This window comes from Terriglobia bacterium (assembly GCA_036496425.1).
Classification (GTDB): Bacteria; Acidobacteriota; Terriglobia; order 20CM-2-55-15; family 20CM-2-55-15; genus 20CM-2-55-15.
Genome location: DASXLG010000036.1, coordinates 22400 through 36943, shown reverse-complemented (window position 1 = coordinate 36943; position 14544 = coordinate 22400). Strand labels below are relative to the sequence as shown.

Here is a 14544-nt window from a genome sequence, read left to right as displayed (position 1 = left end):
TACACGCTCGACACGGAAAAGACCGAAAAGCCACGCTTCGAAAGGCGATCCAGCGAATGTCTGAACTGCCACGCTCCGGCGAATGGACTGGTGGTCTCTTCCGTATACCCGCAGCAGGATGGAACGCCATTCGTTACCGGTACTTTCTTTGAAGGTATCGATCAGCGCACGCCGCTGGAAAACCGGTGGGGCGGATGGTACGTCACGGGGACGCACGGTGCGGTGCACCACATGGGCAACGCCATTGCGCCGGACCCGGATCATCCGTTCGACCTCGAAAAAGAAGGCACACAGAATCTGACGACCCTCGACTCGAAGATCGATACGACGAAGTATCTGGCGCCCACCAGCGATATCGTTGCCTTGATGACGCTCGAACATCAGGCCCGCATGACCAATGACATGATGAGTGTCGGCCAGCAATTCCGCCGCGCATCTGCGTCCGGTACGCTGGACAGTTCAAAGGTAGCGCTGAATCGTGCAGTCGACGAGATGGTCGATTACATGTTGTTTGTCCACGAGGCTCCGCTCCACGATCCCGTGAAGGGTGTATCCGCGTTCACGGCCACTTTCCCACAGCGGGGTCCGCACGACTCGCAGGGACGGTCGCTTCGAGATTTCGATCTGCAAAAGCGCCTGTTCCGCTATCCGCTCTCGTACATGATCTATAGCGATATTTTCGAAAATCTCCCAGGCGCTGCGCGCAACCGCGTGTATCAGCGTCTGGACGAAGTGCTGTCCGGGAAGGATCAGAGCCCGAAATATGCCCATCTTTCCGCCGCCGACCGGCGGGCGATTCTCGAAATCCTTCGCGATACCAAGCCCAGCGTTCACATGTAGTTGCCGACTCAGAAGAAGCGGACGCCCACAGCCGGCGTCTAAGTCATTAGGATCTTTTTATGGGTGCCGCACCCTGACGAAATACTGATGAGGCCCGGATTTTCACCGATCTCCTCTGGAATCCGATTCTTAACAGCAAATAACCTCCATTTAATCGTGGCTTAATCTTGCGCCCGTCCATTACATCAGGAGCAGAAGAGACCAAAAAGGAGGGTCCATGTCATTCCGGAAATGCTTGTTAGCTGGGTTAACTCTAATGTTGGCAATAGTTGTCCTGCCCCAAACCGGTGCGGCGCAGCGCTTCGTAGTCCGGCCTCATGCAGCCTATGGATTTGGATTTGGCTGGGGTCCGGCCTTTTATTCACCGTATTACTATTCGGGGTACTACCCGGGCTATTACCCGGCAGCCGGCATTTACGGCGTTTCGCCACACGGCGATGTGAAAATCGAGACGCACTTGAAGGACGCTTCCATCTATGTTGATGGCGGATTTGCCGGATCAAGTGGAAAACTGAAACACTTTCCTCTTCAGACCGGCAACCATGATATAGAAGTGCGAAACAGCGCCGGACAGACACTGTTCCACGATAAGGTTCAGGTACTCCCGGGAAGAACAGTTGATATTAAACTGTAGGGGTAAGTGAGTGGCAAGGTTTCCTGGAACGGGGGATTCAATGAGAGAAAAAATAACGAAATATGTTCGCCAAGCAGTAGCAGGGATCTGCATGCTGGGGTTGGTGTCTATACCCGCAGTGGGTTTTTCGCAGGCTCCGCTGCCGATTCCTGTACCTGAGGCGGGGCAGCCGTTTCCCGCACAGCAGGTTCCCGGCCAGCCGATTCCTGTGCCGGCCGCGAACCAGCAGGTTCTCGCGCCCAATCAGATGGATGGATTAGTTGCGCCTCTGGCGCTCTATCCCGATCCCCTGATCAGCCAGATCCTGGTCGCGTCGACTTACCCTCTTGAGGTTGTTGAAGCGAATCAGTGGCTCCAGCAGCATCCCGAATTGTCGGGGCAGGCGCTGACTCAGGCCGCCGCCTCTCAGAATTGGGATCCGAGCGTCCAGGCGCTGGTGATGTTTCCGGACGTTCTGAAGCGGCTGAACGAAGACGTTTCCTGGACTACCGCTCTCGGAAATGCTTTCTTGAATCAGCAGGCGGACGTCATGGGCGCCATTCAACGTCTGAGGGTGTCCGCGGAACAGTCGGGAAAACTTGCTTCAACACCGCAGCAGCAGGTGATCAATACGACGGACGCGGGTCAGCCGGTCGTTCAGATTGTGCCGGCAAATCCGGACGTTATCTACGTGCCGTCTTATGATCCGGCGTACGTCTGGGGCCCGCCGATCTACTATCCGTACCCGTCCTGGTACTATCCGCCGCTCAGCGCAGGACTGTTCTTCGGCGCCGGTATCGGAATCGGCGGTTTCTTCGGCGTCGGTTGGGGTGGCTGGGGAGCCTGGGGCTGGCATCCGGGATGGGGCAGCCGTACGATCTTTGTGAACCACGGGTTTACCAACCGGTTCAACTTCAACTCACGCGTTGCGGGCTTCAGGGGAACGTCGGTTTGGTCTCACGATGTATTCCATCGACAGGGAGTTCCTTATTCGAATCATGCAGTGGCTCAACGATTCGCTCCGGCGGCCCGTCAGGCTGGGATAGCAGCTCCGAGAACGGCGGGCGTGCGTAGCGCAGCTCCGATGGCGCGCAGCTTTGCCGCATCTCCTCGCGCATCGATGCCGAGCGCCGCGCCGCGGCAGTCGTTTGCCAACCGGTCCACGGCGCAAGGCTTCGCGAATAGGAATTCCTTCGCTGCCACTCGGTCGCGGAATCCGGGCAACGGGTACCGTTCGTATGCGGCGCCTTCACAGTCCTATGCTCCGCAGGCACGATCTAACGCTCCGCAGGCTCGATCGTTTGCACCTCAAGCTCGGTCCAGCGCGCCGATGGCACGCTCGGCAGCTCCGTCGGTTTCTCGCGGCGGCGGTGGATCCTTCTCATCCCACGGCGGCGGCGGATCGCACAGTAGTGGCGGATCACATGGTGGCGGATCGCACGGTGGCGGTGGAGGCCGACGATAACAGTTAGATAAGGAACGGAACACAAGAGGCACAAGAAGCACAAGAAAATCGGTTTTTGAACCCCGATTTCCTGTGCTTCTTGTGCCTTTTGTGTTCCGTTTCCCGTTAAGCTACAACGGATGTTTCGTAGTCTACTGTTCGTTGTTTTATCTGTTTTTATTTTTACAGTCCCGCTCGCCGCTCAGGATGACGTCACCACCCAGAACGCCTCCAGCGCAGCTGGAGGCGCGTTCATCACCGGTCCGGCGTCGAACCCTCTGAGTTTTCTGAATGGGCCCGCGTACCGCACATTCGGTTCGGTGGAACCCTACGACTTCCGGAATTTCGATCCCGCAAGCCTGCTCAATCGTCATCTGCCGAAGTGGATCGGTTTTGGGGCGGAAGAACGTCTTCGATACGAGAACAACCACGACGCCAATTTCAAATCGGGCAGTGACGACGGCTACTCTTTGAACAGGTTCCGGTATCAGATGGATCTGCAGCCCACCAATTGGCTGAAAATCGTGTCTCAGGTCCAGGATGCCCGGCCGATCTCGGAAAATCCGCCGATCGGCCCGCCAAATGAAAACACATGGGACTTGAAGCTCGCGTATGTGCAGGCCGGCGATCCCGAGAAGCAATGGTTCAGCGTGCGCGCCGGCAGGCAACTGATCAATTACAACAACACGATCATTGCCAATTCGGAATGGCGCGATCAGGGACGTTCCTACGATGCCGTCGCCGGCAATCTTCATTACAGGCGGTACCGGTTAGGGCTATTTGCTGCATCGGCAGTCATCACACGGGATTTCGGAATCAGCCGCCACGAAAAAGGCAATGACGTTTACGGGGCGTACGGTTACGTCAATGATGTATTTTCCGGCGCGGTGCTCGAGCCCTTTGTTCTATGGCGTACGCAGCCGAGCGTTGCCCTGGAAGCCGCAGCGAGCAGGAACGGTAAACAAAACGAAAGAGCTTACGGAGTCCGCCTGAAGGGAAAAGCAAAAGGGATGCTGGATTACTCGGCGGAAGCAATTGCCGAACGCGGTTCGGACGGTCCCAATGCGATTCACGCGTGGGCGTCGACCATCGGGGTTGCATATAGATTCGAAAGCCTGCGTGGGCAGCCGCGTTTGTTCACGCAATACGATTTTGCTGCGGGGGACAGCCACTCCACGGATGGGATTCATGGCACTTTCGACACGATGTATCCCACGGCCCACGATCGATTCGGGATCACGGATCAGTTTGGCTGGCAGAATATTTCCGCCTCTCGCGGCGGCATTACGGTTGAGCCGCATCATCGCTGGACTCTGACGGCGCAATACATCAACTTTTCGCTGGCAACAGCCAGCGACGGCCTTTACAACACGTCCGGCGGTTTGATCGTTCGCGATGCAACGGGCAGATCGGGAACGCACATCGGCGAAGAGTGCGATGTTTACAGCTGGTACGAGTTGAACGGTCACGTCAACGTCGGCGCCGGAGTGGGACATCTGATGCCCGGCTCGTTCCTGGCCCACACGACGTCCGGACCCAACTTCAACTATTCCTACTTTGCGGTGAACTTCAAGGACAACGGCAAAAACCGATTCTGAAGCCCCAAGGTCTGCGAAGTGGGGAGGGCCCACAAAAAGCACAAGAGGCACAGAAGTCGCCAATTCTTTTCTTGTGCTTCTTGTGGTTTCTCCCTTCTCGTCATTCCAACTTCAGCGCGGTGAGCGGGTCGATCCTTGCTGCTCGCCATGCCGGCACCAGGCTTGCCGCGACCGCGAGAAGGGTCAGGGCCACTGCGGCTCCCAAAAAAGCGACAGCGTCCGTGGGGCTGACTTCATAAAGCAGGCCGGCCATCAGTCGCGTCAGGCCGTAGGCTCCAATGATTCCGATCCCCAAGCCTATCGTCATGAATTTCAGAGCCCGGCGAAGCACTATCCAGATGACGCTGCCAGCAGTTGCTCCAAGAGCGATGCGGACGCCGATCTCCTGCGTCTGCTGGCTGACGATATTCGACAGAACTCCGTAAATTCCGATCGCGGAAAGGCCGAGTGCGATTACAGCAAAGAGCATGACGATGCTCATGCTGAACCGCTGCGGCTGCAGCGATGCGCCGATCACGTCTGTGAGCGTCTGTGCTTTTACCGGAAGTTCCGGATCCATCTGGCGGATGGAGGTGCGCAGCTCCGGGATCAGCGAATCGGCATCGCGGCTCGATCGAACAACGACATGCACGGTTCGATTGAAGCCGGTGAAAGCAGCGTCACCCTCCTGGAATGCCGGCACATACGCCTGCGGGATGGTGGGAACGTCCAGCGTACTCTGTTTTACATCGCCTGCCACTCCGATAATGGTCATCCATGGCGTCTCCGAGGCATCGATCCCCCATTTCATGCGATGTCCGACTGGATCCGTGCCCGGCCAGAGCATCTGCGCGACAGCCTCGTTGATGATGACTACCGGCGGACTGCTCTGGGTATCCGCATCCGTCAAAGAGCGGCCCCGCTTGATCGGAATGCCCAGGGTTTCGAGGTAACCGGCGGAAGCCCAGGTCGTCGCAATCGTCCGGCTTGATGCCGGAATCTGCCGTGTCGTTCCTTCGCCAGTGAACGTGCGCCGGTCACGAACGCTCAGTGGAAGATCCGTGCCGGCTCCGGCGGTGCTCACGCCGGGAATCCGCTGCATGGTTTCGACGGCCTCACGATAAAACGATTTGATCGCCTGGCCCGTCGCATAGCTGCCGGAGGGGAGAGTGATGGCGATGTGGATGACCTGCTCCGGTCGAAAGCCGGGTTCTGTGCTCATCAGCCGCGTGAAACTGCGAACGAGCAGCCCGGCGCCGATCGAAAGTATGAGCGCCAGCGCGACTTGTGCGACGAGAAATATCCCCAGCAGGCGGCTGCGGCCCTGACCGGGAGTCGAGTTTCGGGTGCTCTGCTTCAACGCATCGCCATCAGAGAACCGCGCGGCGCGAAAGGCGGGCAGGACAGCGAAAATCAGCGGAGTCAGCAGCGAGATCAGAGCGGTAAAACCGGCGACGCGGTAATTGAGGCTGATTGATTCCGCCCGCGGCAGCGTCTGTCCTGCGAAAGCAAGAAGAAGCCGTTTCGAGCCGTATGCCAGAAGCAGCGCCAGCGCTCCTCCCGCTGCCGCCAGCGTCAGTCCTTCGGTGAGGAGCTGGCGAAAAATCCGCGTTGGGCCGGCTCCGAGCGATGACCGGATCGCCATCTCGCGTTGCCTGGAGCTCGACCGCGTCAGTATCAGGTTGGCCACATCGGCGCAGCCGATCAGAAGCACCATCGCCACGGCGGCGGTTAACATCAGCAGCATTCGCCGGCTCGTGCCGACGACTTCCTCGTCGAAGGGAATCACGGGGATCGCCAAGCCTGTGATGAAGCCGGAAATCATCGCCGGATAGTGTTGAATAAGCGGCTTCACGAGGCTCGCGATTTCCGCGCGTGCTTGATCTAATGTCACTCCCGGTCCCAGGCGCGCGACCACCGTGTTGTTGTACCGCATGCCCCAGGCTTCGCGATCCTCCTGCGAAAACGATATCGGAAGGAATACATCCGCAGGGTCCCCGTTGATCTTCGGCCCACGAGAAGGAAAATCGAACGACCTTGGCATAACGCCGATGATCACATACGGTTCGCGATCCAGCTGGATCGTTCTTCCAATGATCGAAGAATCCCGGCCGAACTCTCGAGACCACAGCCCATAACTGATTTCGACGACATGAGCCTGCTGCCGGTCCTCATCGGATGTGATCGGCCGTCCGATGAAGGGCTCGACACCGATGACTGAAAATAGTTCGGACGATACGCGCACTCCGCTAAGGCGTTGCGGCTGGGCGATGCCGGCCAATTCGTAAGAGGCGGTTCGATAGGCCGCCATTCCCGAGAAAGAACGCGACTCGCGCCGGATGAGTTCGAAATCCGGCGGTGAGAAACCGAACTTCTCCGGCCAGCCTGGAAGCCGTTCGAACATCATCACGAGCTGCTCCGGGTGCTTGTACGGCAGCGATTCCAGCAGAACGCCGTTGACGATCGTAAAGACAGCGGTGTTCGCTCCGATTCCGATCGCCAGGGTCGCCACGGCTATGCATGTGAAACCGGGATGGCTCCGGAGCTGCCGTATGCCGTATCGGATGTCCTGCCAGAGTTGATCCAGCCACGACGAAATCCAGGCGCTCCGTGCATTCTCGCGCGCCAGCAGGACGTTGCCCATGGCGCGGCGGCTCGCCTGCTCCGCATCGGCCGGAGACAGTCCGGATTTCTCGATCTCTTTTTGCCGGAGCACCCGGTGGGTTTCGATTTCTTCCACCAGCTCGCGATCGGCGCGGCGCTGGCGAAACCAATATGCGAGCCGGCGTAGCAGGTTAACCATAGAATCCGATCCTCAAGCGGTCTGCAGGACTTTCCGGATTGCGGCAATCATCCGGTCGAAATCCTGTTCTTCGAAGCGCAACTGCTTGCGGCCGCCCGCCGTCAGCGTGTAATAACGGGCGCGCCGGTTGTTTTCCGATGCGCCCCATTCCGCCTTCACCCAGCCATTGACCAGCAACCTCTGCAGGGCCGGATACAGAGAGCTTTCGCCCACCTGAAGCACGTCATCGGAAACGGCGCGGAGATGTTCCGCGATCGCGTAGCCGTGTTTCGAGCCTTGCGTCAGGGTTTTCAAAATCAAGAGATCGAGCGTGCCGGGCAGTAGATTTTGTGTTTCCATCGCTTGTCGATGGGAGAATGATCTGATAAATCAGGCGTGGGTGTCAACTCCCATCGTGTATCGATGGGAGGACGCCTGCGAAAAGCGCTATGCTTTTTTGAGTGAACGGTATTTTAAGTCTCTGCCTGGTCTGGTTGGCGATTCTGCCGTTTGGCTATTACCTGCAAGCCATTCACGGTGAGGTCCAGCTGCTCACGCACCGTCAATCGATAGATAAACTGATTGCCGAAGCCAAAACGCCCGAAAAGCTCCGGCAACAATTGCAGCTCGTCCAGCAACTCCGCCAGTTCGCCATGAATGAGCTCAAACTTCCAGTCGATGGCGATTACGATAAGTATGTCGAGGTGCACCGGAAGTATGTCGTCTGGGACGTCCAGGCAGCGCCGGAATTTTCACTTCAGCCCAAGGCCTGGCGGTATCCCTTCGTCGGGAGCCTCGAGTACCGCGGCTATTTTTCCGAGAAGAGCGCAAACGATTACGGTAAAGGTCTGGCAAAAAAGGGATTCGACGTATACGTCGACGGCGTCGATGCCTACTCCACGCTTGGCTGGTTCAAGGATCCCCTGCTGAGTACGTTCATCGACAACACCGAAGCGGAGTTGGCTGAACTGCTGTTCCACGAACTTGCCCACAAGCGCATTTTTGCCGCCGGTGATACCGACTTCAATGAAGCCTACGCGACAACCGTCGGCCAGGAAGGCGCGCGGCTCTGGCTGCGCTCAAGGGGCGAAACCAGTCTGTTGGAGCAATATAACGCCGCAATCCAACGCGATGACGAGTTCGTGCACCTGGTCATGGACGCCCGCGCCCTGCTGGAAAAAGTGTACGGCGACATGGTAGGTAAGGACGGCAGCGTCACGGCTGCTCGAACCCCGCCGGGCCCGCCAGCCGAATTGCGCCGCGAGAAACAGCGCGTTTTCGATGATTTGCGCCATCAATATGAGGAACTCAAGACAAAGTGGGGCGGCTATTCCGGCTACGATGACTGGTTCGCGCGCGACCTGAATAACGCCAAACTCAACACCGTCGCCAATTACTATGACTACTTGCCGCCTTTCCAGCGTTTGCTTCAGCAGAACGGCGGCGATATCCCGAAATTCAACGCTGCCGTCGAAGTCCTATCCAAAAAGCCCTTCGCACAACGCCATCAGGAGCTTCGCAGTCTCATGGCAGCTGCACGCCATTGCGGCATAGCGGCGGCTGGCTGACTTCGTTTTCTATTGTTCGCCGGCCCCCGCGGTATATATTCATATATGTAGTCCATTTTTATTTGTGCCACTGATTCGTGTCACTTCGCCAACAGACTGCCCATGTCAAAGACAACTCAGAGTCGCGGGGAGCTGGCAAAACAGTTTCCGAAAGCCAAAACCGGGATCGAGGGATTAGATGAGCTTACCGGGGGTGGACTTCCCCGGGGGCGGCCGACGCTCGTATGCGGTGGTGCAGGCTGTGGAAAGACTCTGCTTTCGATGGAGTTCCTGGTCCGCGGCGCCACACAGTACGGCGAGCCCGGCGTCTTCATGTCCTTCGAGGAAACTGCCGGGGAATTGGCGCAAAACGTCCGATCGCTGGGTTTCGATCTGGAAGCCCTGGTCAAGCAGAAAAAACTCGCCATTGACTTCGTTCGTGTCGAGCGTCATGAAATCGAGGAGACCGGGGATTACGATCTGGAGGGATTGTTCATCCGGCTCGGCCATGCCATCGATTCGATTGGCGCCAAACGCGTGGCGCTGGATACGATCGAGACCTTGTTCAGCGGCTTATCCAATGAAGGAATTTTGCGGGCTGAACTCCGCCGCCTGTTCCGCTGGTTGAAAGAGAAGGGTGTAACGGCCGTTATTACCGGAGAACGGGGCGCCGGTACTCTCACCCGCCACGGGCTGGAAGAGTACGTCTCCGACTGTGTGATCGTCCTCGACCACCGCGTGATCGACGAGATTGCGACGCGCCGGATCAGAGTTGTCAAATACCGGGGATCGGTTCACGGAACCAACGAGTACCCGTTTCTGATCGACGAAAAAGGTTTCAGCGTTTTACCCATCACTTCACTCGGCCTGCAACACGCCGCCAGCAACGAACGGATCACCACGGGGATACCTCGATTGGATGCCATGTTAGGCGGCCGCGGCTATTATCGCGGCACCACCGTGCTGGTGTCGGGTTCGGCGGAAGGGGGGAAAACCAGCATCGCTTCACAGTTTGTGGATGCAACCTGCAAAAGGGGCGAACGCTGTCTGTATCTTTCTCTGGAGGAGTCGCCGGGCCAACTCAGCCGCAACATGCGTTCGATCGGATTGGACCTGGCTCCCTGGATCAAGCAGGGCCTTCTGGTCTTGCGATCTGAACGTGCGACTTCCCAGGGGCTGGAATTACATCTGGCGACCGTTCACAAACAGGTCGAGGACTTACAACCGCAGGTCGTCGTTTTCGATCCCATCAGCAGTGTCATCCGGGCAGGAACCCGCAGAGATGCCTCAACCATGCTGACGCGTCTTATCGACTTCCTGAAAATGAAAAATATCACTGCATTGCTGACGAGTCTGACCTCCGATAAAGAGGGCTATCTGGAACAGACCGATGTCGATGTTTCATCGCTCGTAGACACCTGGCTGCTGCTTCGGGACGTTGAGAATGGCGGGGAACGAAACCGGCTGCTGTACGTTCTCAAATCGCGTGGCATGGAGCACTCCAACCAGGTGCGCGAGTTTTTGCTGACCGATCATGGCATCGAATTGCAGGATGTGTACCTGGGGTCCGAAGGCGTGCTTACAGGTTCAGCCAGAAAGTCGCAGGAGGCTCGCGAGAAGGCCGAGGCTAAAGTGAGAGAAGAGGAAATCGAAGCCAGGCAGCGGGATCTCGGCCGCCGGCGCACGGCCGTGGAGGCGCAGATTGCCTCGCTGCGAAAGGAATTTGAAGTCGAAGAGGCAGAGGCCGCGCGCCTGATCGAACAACTCAAGAGTCAGGAACAGGTTGTTCAAGACGACCGCGAACGCATGTCGGTCAGCCGTCAGGCAGATCGAGACGCGGAAGATCTCCACCTCCCGCGCCGGGGCCGCCGCAAATGAAAGACAGGAAACCATCGAAACCCGCCGGACGCGCCGGGGCTGCCAAAGAGTTCCCCTGGGAACTCCGGTTGTATGTTGCCGGCCGGTCGCCAAAGTCATTGTTTGCATTTTCCAATTTGAAAAAGATCTGCGAAGAGTACCTGCCGGGACAATATTCGATCGAGGTCATCGATCTTCTGGAGAATCCTCAACTCGCCGCAGGCGATGAGATTGTGGCTATTCCGACGCTGGTGCGAAAACTTCCCGAACCGCTGCGCAAAATCGTTGGCGACCTGAGCAATACAGAACGAACGTTGATCGGCTTGCAGCTCAGGCCCGGAAGGCCCGGCGCCGGTTCGCCGGGAGCCCAGTAATGGCGCCGGGGAAGAAATACAAGGCGACCAAGGAGTTCGAGCAGGCTCTGAAAGATGCTTCGAACGAAAAGTATGTCCTGCGGCTGTATTTGACCGGAATGACCGCCCGCTCGATGGAGGCTCTTGCGACGATCCGAGCCATCTGCGAGGAACACCTTCATGGCCGTTATATACTGGAAGTAATCGATATTTATAAGAATCCCAGTCTTGCGAAAGACGAACAAATCATCGCCGTTCCTACATTGATCAAGGAGCTGCCCAAACCGCTGCGCCGGTTCGTCGGCAATCTCTCGGATGAGGAGCGGGTGTTGTTGGGGTTGGATTTGCGCCGGAAGACTGAATCATGAGCTTGCGATATAAGCGTCCCGAAAGCGATACGGTCAACGAAGAGATCGCCGAATTGCGGCGCCGGCTGGAAGAAGCCGAGGAGACGCTCCGCGCAATACAAAGCGGCGACGTCGACGCCCTGGTCGTGCAGGCGCCGGCAGGACATCGCATTTACACGCTTGAAAGCGCCGACCGCCCTTACCGTCTGCTCGTGGAGGAGATGCAGCAGGGTGCAATAACGCTGGATGATAACGGAACCGTCTTATACAGCAATTTGCGATTCGCGGAAATGCTCGGAAGGCAGCAGGAGGAACTGATCGGCCTTCCTCTAACCGAAGCAATCCTCGCCGAAGACCGCTTGTTATATCAGGATTCGCTCCAGAAGGGAAAAAGCGGGCCGAGCCAGGGCGAAGTGCGTATTCAACGGGCAGACAACGTTCCAATACCTGTTCTGATCACATTCAACAGGCTGCCTCCCGATAGTGGCGCTGCTCTCGGTGCGCTGATTACGGACCTGACTTCACAAAAGCATCACGAAAGACGGGAAGCACTGCTCGTCATGGAACGGAGGGCGCGTGCCGAAGCTGAAGCTGCCAATCGGCTGAAGGACGAATTCCTGGCTACCGTGTCTCACGAATTGCGCACGCCGCTGAATGCGATATTGGGATGGGCCAGCATTCTACGTTCCGGAGCTTTCGAGTCCGAACAAATCAATGCCGCGCTGGAGACGATCGAGCGGAACGCGCGGGCTCAGAAGCAACTCATTGAAGACCTGCTCGATGTTTCACGGATTATCACAGGTAAGCTCCGTCTGGATGTCCGCATTATCGATCCGGTAGCCTATATCAACGCCGCGATTGACGCGCTCGAGCCTGCCGCCGGAGCGAAGGGCGTCCGGATAACTAAACTTTTGAACACGGCGGTTGGTGAGATTTCCGCCGATGCCGACCGCCTGCAGCAGATTGTCTGGAATCTCGTATCCAACGCTATCAAGTTCACGTCGCGCGGCGGGGCCATTGAAGTACGCCTCGGGCGCCTCGGATCCGACGCTGAAATCGTCGTGGCGGATACAGGGAAGGGCATTACGCAGGACTTTCTGCCGCTTGTTTTCGACCGCTTCCGTCAGGCGGACTCGACCATCACGCGCTCGCATGGAGGGCTCGGCCTCGGTCTCAGTATTGTCCGGCACCTGGTCGAACTTCACGGAGGAGAGGTCCACGCCTATAGTCAGGGAGAGGGACAGGGTGCGACGTTCATTGTAAAACTCCCGCTTGTCTCACGCCACGATCGCCCCAATTCCGGCAAGGCCGTCCGGCCCGAAGCCATCCGCAATGCGCTGCCGGATGTTGAATCTTCGGACCGGCTGAAAGGCCTCAGCGTGCTTGCTGTCGACGATGAACCCGATGCGCGCGATCTCGTTAAGATCATGCTCGAAAGATCCGGAGCCAGCGTAACAGTTGCTCCCTCCGCCGAACGCGCTCTCGCAGCACTGAACGAATCGAAATTCGATTTGATCGTCGCAGATATCGGGATGCCCGGCACGGATGGCTATCAGTTAATGCAGACGCTCCGGACCCTGCCCGCAGACCGTGGAGGACGGACTCCCGCTGTCGCGCTCACAGCGTATGCCGGGACCGAGGATCGCTTGCGCGTGCTCCGCTCGGGGTACGAGATGCATGTGGCGAAGCCCCTCGAATACTCTGAGCTGGTAACCGTCATCGAAAACATCGTCGGCCGCCACCGCCAATAGCTCTGCTTACCGTCTGAATCCGATTCTCAATTGAACCCGGCTACTCTTTGACCTCACTGCGCCGAGCAGAGCTGAGGCGGCCAACTCTGCCATTCGTACCCCAATGAGGGCGGTCATAGAGCGCGTCTGCAAGCAAACATGAATACGCCGGCGGCGCGCGGCGGCATCGACCATCGTGTTGCTCGCAGAGTTCAGACTGTTGCGCATCAATGTAAGGTTTTTACCTTCTTAAATCAGGTTTTTCCTGAGTGCTTTTCATCATCTGGTGATGCAGACTTTCATGATCAGGTCGCTGTGGCAAAAAGAGCGGGTGGTATGCGGTTACCACTTCCATGCCATGCAAAATGCAAGACCGTCTGTCCCTGAATTTTCGTTCAAGCTTGAGATGGCGGTGCATGGTAGTTTATTGAGGACATCCGTAAGTGATCACAAAGCAGCAGCAGCGCGACAATTAGCGGGCGAGCCAGCCTTGGCACAACTCGAAACAGATCATGCAATTCGTGTGATTGCGCTGCGTAACAATTCAGCGGGAGCAAACGCCAATGAAAGATCAAAGAGCATTGCAGCAAGCAACGGATCGGACCGCCAACATTCATCTCCATGATGCGGCCCTCAGGAGCGACGACAGCGACGGCGCCTTTGCTAATGAGCCGTGGCGATCTCTTCTGGCGGATGCGAAGCCGCGCGATCATATCGTGCAGCTTTATCAGGACCAGGAATTCCTGCGCCGCGCCGTCTGCCGGTTCGCCGCGGGCGCGCTGGCCAATGGCGAGGCTGTGATCCTCGTTCCAACGCAAGAACATTGGGATGCATTTCGTCCCCGTCTTCAGGCGGAAGGGGTGGATGTGAAAGGCGCGCAAAGCCGCGGACAGCTTACGATCGTTGACGCCGACGAGTTGTTGCCCAAATTCATGCGCGATGCCATGCCGGATGCCCCGGTCTTTCTCGGTCTCGCCGCCGATGTCATCAGCCGGGCCCGCGGCGGAAGCCGTTGCCCGAAGGTCCGCTGGTGGGGGGAGATGGTGAATGTCCTTTGGGAACGAGGGGATGTGGGGGCAAGTATGGATTTGGAAGATCAATTCGATCAACTCGCCCACCACCATGACATCGCAATCTTTTGTTCATTTGTCATGGATAACTTCAATAGCGAGGTTCACTCCCGCATGCTGCCGCGGCTTGGGCAAAACCATTCGCACTTGATCCCGGTCGAGGACTACGCGCGTCTGGAGCGCGCTGTCAGTGACGCGCTCCGCGAGACCGTCGGCGCCGACGAGGCTTCCGTCCTTGAACAACAGTTGTTAGCTCAATTTTCAGCGTCGTTCCAGATGCCGAGATCTCAGGCTTTGCTTATGGCGTTGCGTCAGAGTCTTCCCCTGGTCGCGGATTCGGTGCTGAGCCGGAGCCACAACCTCTATACCTCTCCCAGGAAGTAG

13 protein-coding genes are annotated in these 14544 nt (G+C 57.6%); 11 read left to right on the top strand and 2 right to left on the bottom strand.

Translation table 11 applies throughout. The features are described from left to right. The 4 genes from VGK48_02690 to VGK48_02675 all read left to right on the top strand — a co-directional run. Positions 1-840, top strand: an 840-nt coding sequence (locus tag VGK48_02690; GenBank protein HEY2380068.1) for a hypothetical protein, incomplete at its 5' end; no start/stop codon positions are given. Positions 841-1096: 256 nt separating this feature from the next. Continuing rightward, a complete protein-coding gene (locus VGK48_02685) occupies positions 1097-1474 on the top strand; it encodes a hypothetical protein (protein HEY2380067.1) in 378 nt (125 codons plus the stop codon). A 91-nt stretch (positions 1475-1565) separates the two neighbouring features. Next, the gene (locus tag VGK48_02680) at positions 1566-2918 is read left to right on the top strand and encodes a DUF3300 domain-containing protein (protein HEY2380066.1); all 1353 of its coding nucleotides are present in this window, start codon (positions 1566-1568) and stop codon (positions 2916-2918) included. Positions 2919-3037: 119 nt separating this feature from the next. After that, the gene (locus VGK48_02675) at positions 3038-4495 is read left to right on the top strand and encodes an alginate export family protein (protein HEY2380065.1); all 1458 of its coding nucleotides are present in this window, start codon (positions 3038-3040) and stop codon (positions 4493-4495) included. 100 nt (positions 4496-4595) lie between these two features. Here VGK48_02675 and VGK48_02670 read toward each other — a convergent pair whose 3' ends face one another. Together VGK48_02670 and VGK48_02665 are read right to left on the bottom strand one after the other, a co-directional pair. Further along, positions 4596-7277: an ABC transporter permease gene (locus VGK48_02670; protein ID HEY2380064.1), complete on the bottom strand. Its 2682-nt coding sequence runs from the start codon at positions 7275-7277 to the stop codon at positions 4596-4598. A gap of 12 nt (positions 7278-7289) precedes the next feature. Continuing rightward, the gene (locus VGK48_02665; protein HEY2380063.1) at positions 7290-7616 is read right to left on the bottom strand and encodes a PadR family transcriptional regulator; all 327 of its coding nucleotides are present in this window, start codon (positions 7614-7616) and stop codon (positions 7290-7292) included. 101 nt (positions 7617-7717) lie between these two features. Between VGK48_02665 and VGK48_02660 the strand changes: the two genes are divergently transcribed. From VGK48_02660 to VGK48_02630, 7 genes are all read left to right on the top strand, one after another. After that, positions 7718-8824, top strand: a complete 1107-nt coding sequence (locus VGK48_02660) for an aminopeptidase (protein HEY2380062.1) — start codon at positions 7718-7720, stop codon at positions 8822-8824. Between the two features lie 102 nt (positions 8825-8926). After that, the gene (gene kaiC / locus VGK48_02655) at positions 8927-10681 is read left to right on the top strand and encodes a circadian clock protein KaiC (protein HEY2380061.1); all 1755 of its coding nucleotides are present in this window, start codon (positions 8927-8929) and stop codon (positions 10679-10681) included. Beyond that, the gene (locus tag VGK48_02650) at positions 10678-11034 is read left to right on the top strand and encodes a circadian clock KaiB family protein (GenBank protein ID HEY2380060.1); all 357 of its coding nucleotides are present in this window, start codon (positions 10678-10680) and stop codon (positions 11032-11034) included. The genes kaiC and VGK48_02650 overlap by 4 nt, the downstream gene beginning before the upstream one ends. Then, positions 11034-11381, top strand: a complete 348-nt coding sequence (locus VGK48_02645; GenBank protein ID HEY2380059.1) for a circadian clock KaiB family protein — start codon at positions 11034-11036, stop codon at positions 11379-11381. Before VGK48_02650 ends, VGK48_02645 begins: the two co-directional genes overlap by 1 nt. Further along, positions 11378-13111: an ATP-binding protein gene (locus tag VGK48_02640; protein ID HEY2380058.1), complete on the top strand. Its 1734-nt coding sequence runs from the start codon at positions 11378-11380 to the stop codon at positions 13109-13111. Before VGK48_02645 ends, VGK48_02640 begins: the two co-directional genes overlap by 4 nt. A 280-nt stretch (positions 13112-13391) precedes the next feature. Beyond that, positions 13392-13715 (top strand): hypothetical protein, encoded by a 324-nt coding sequence (locus VGK48_02635; GenBank protein ID HEY2380057.1) that lies wholly within the window; start codon positions 13392-13394, stop codon positions 13713-13715. After that, positions 13654-14544, top strand: coding sequence for an MEDS domain-containing protein (locus tag VGK48_02630; protein ID HEY2380056.1), 891 nt, complete (start codon positions 13654-13656; stop codon positions 14542-14544). Before VGK48_02635 ends, VGK48_02630 begins: the two co-directional genes overlap by 62 nt.

What these genes read in the sequence shown, in the direction of transcription:
- VGK48_02650 (HEY2380060.1), top strand. Translation starts at nt 10,678, where the DNA reads ATGAAAGACAGGAAACCATCGAAACCCGCCGGACGCGCCGGGGCTGCC.
- VGK48_02665 (HEY2380063.1), bottom strand. Translation starts at nt 7,616, where the DNA reads ATGGAAACACAAAATCTACTGCCCGGCACGCTCGATCTCTTGATTTTG.
- VGK48_02630 (HEY2380056.1), top strand. Translation starts at nt 13,654, where the DNA reads ATGAAAGATCAAAGAGCATTGCAGCAAGCAACGGATCGGACCGCCAAC.
- VGK48_02645 (HEY2380059.1), top strand. Translation starts at nt 11,034, where the DNA reads ATGGCGCCGGGGAAGAAATACAAGGCGACCAAGGAGTTCGAGCAGGCT.
- VGK48_02670 (HEY2380064.1), bottom strand. Translation starts at nt 7,277, where the DNA reads ATGGTTAACCTGCTACGCCGGCTCGCATATTGGTTTCGCCAGCGCCGC.
- kaiC (HEY2380061.1), top strand. Translation starts at nt 8,927, where the DNA reads ATGTCAAAGACAACTCAGAGTCGCGGGGAGCTGGCAAAACAGTTTCCG.
- VGK48_02640 (HEY2380058.1), top strand. Translation starts at nt 11,378, where the DNA reads ATGAGCTTGCGATATAAGCGTCCCGAAAGCGATACGGTCAACGAAGAG.
- VGK48_02685 (HEY2380067.1), top strand. Translation starts at nt 1,097, where the DNA reads ATGTTGGCAATAGTTGTCCTGCCCCAAACCGGTGCGGCGCAGCGCTTC.
- VGK48_02680 (HEY2380066.1), top strand. Translation starts at nt 1,566, where the DNA reads ATGCTGGGGTTGGTGTCTATACCCGCAGTGGGTTTTTCGCAGGCTCCG.
- VGK48_02675 (HEY2380065.1), top strand. Translation starts at nt 3,038, where the DNA reads ATGTTTCGTAGTCTACTGTTCGTTGTTTTATCTGTTTTTATTTTTACA.
- VGK48_02635 (HEY2380057.1), top strand. Translation starts at nt 13,392, where the DNA reads ATGATCAGGTCGCTGTGGCAAAAAGAGCGGGTGGTATGCGGTTACCAC.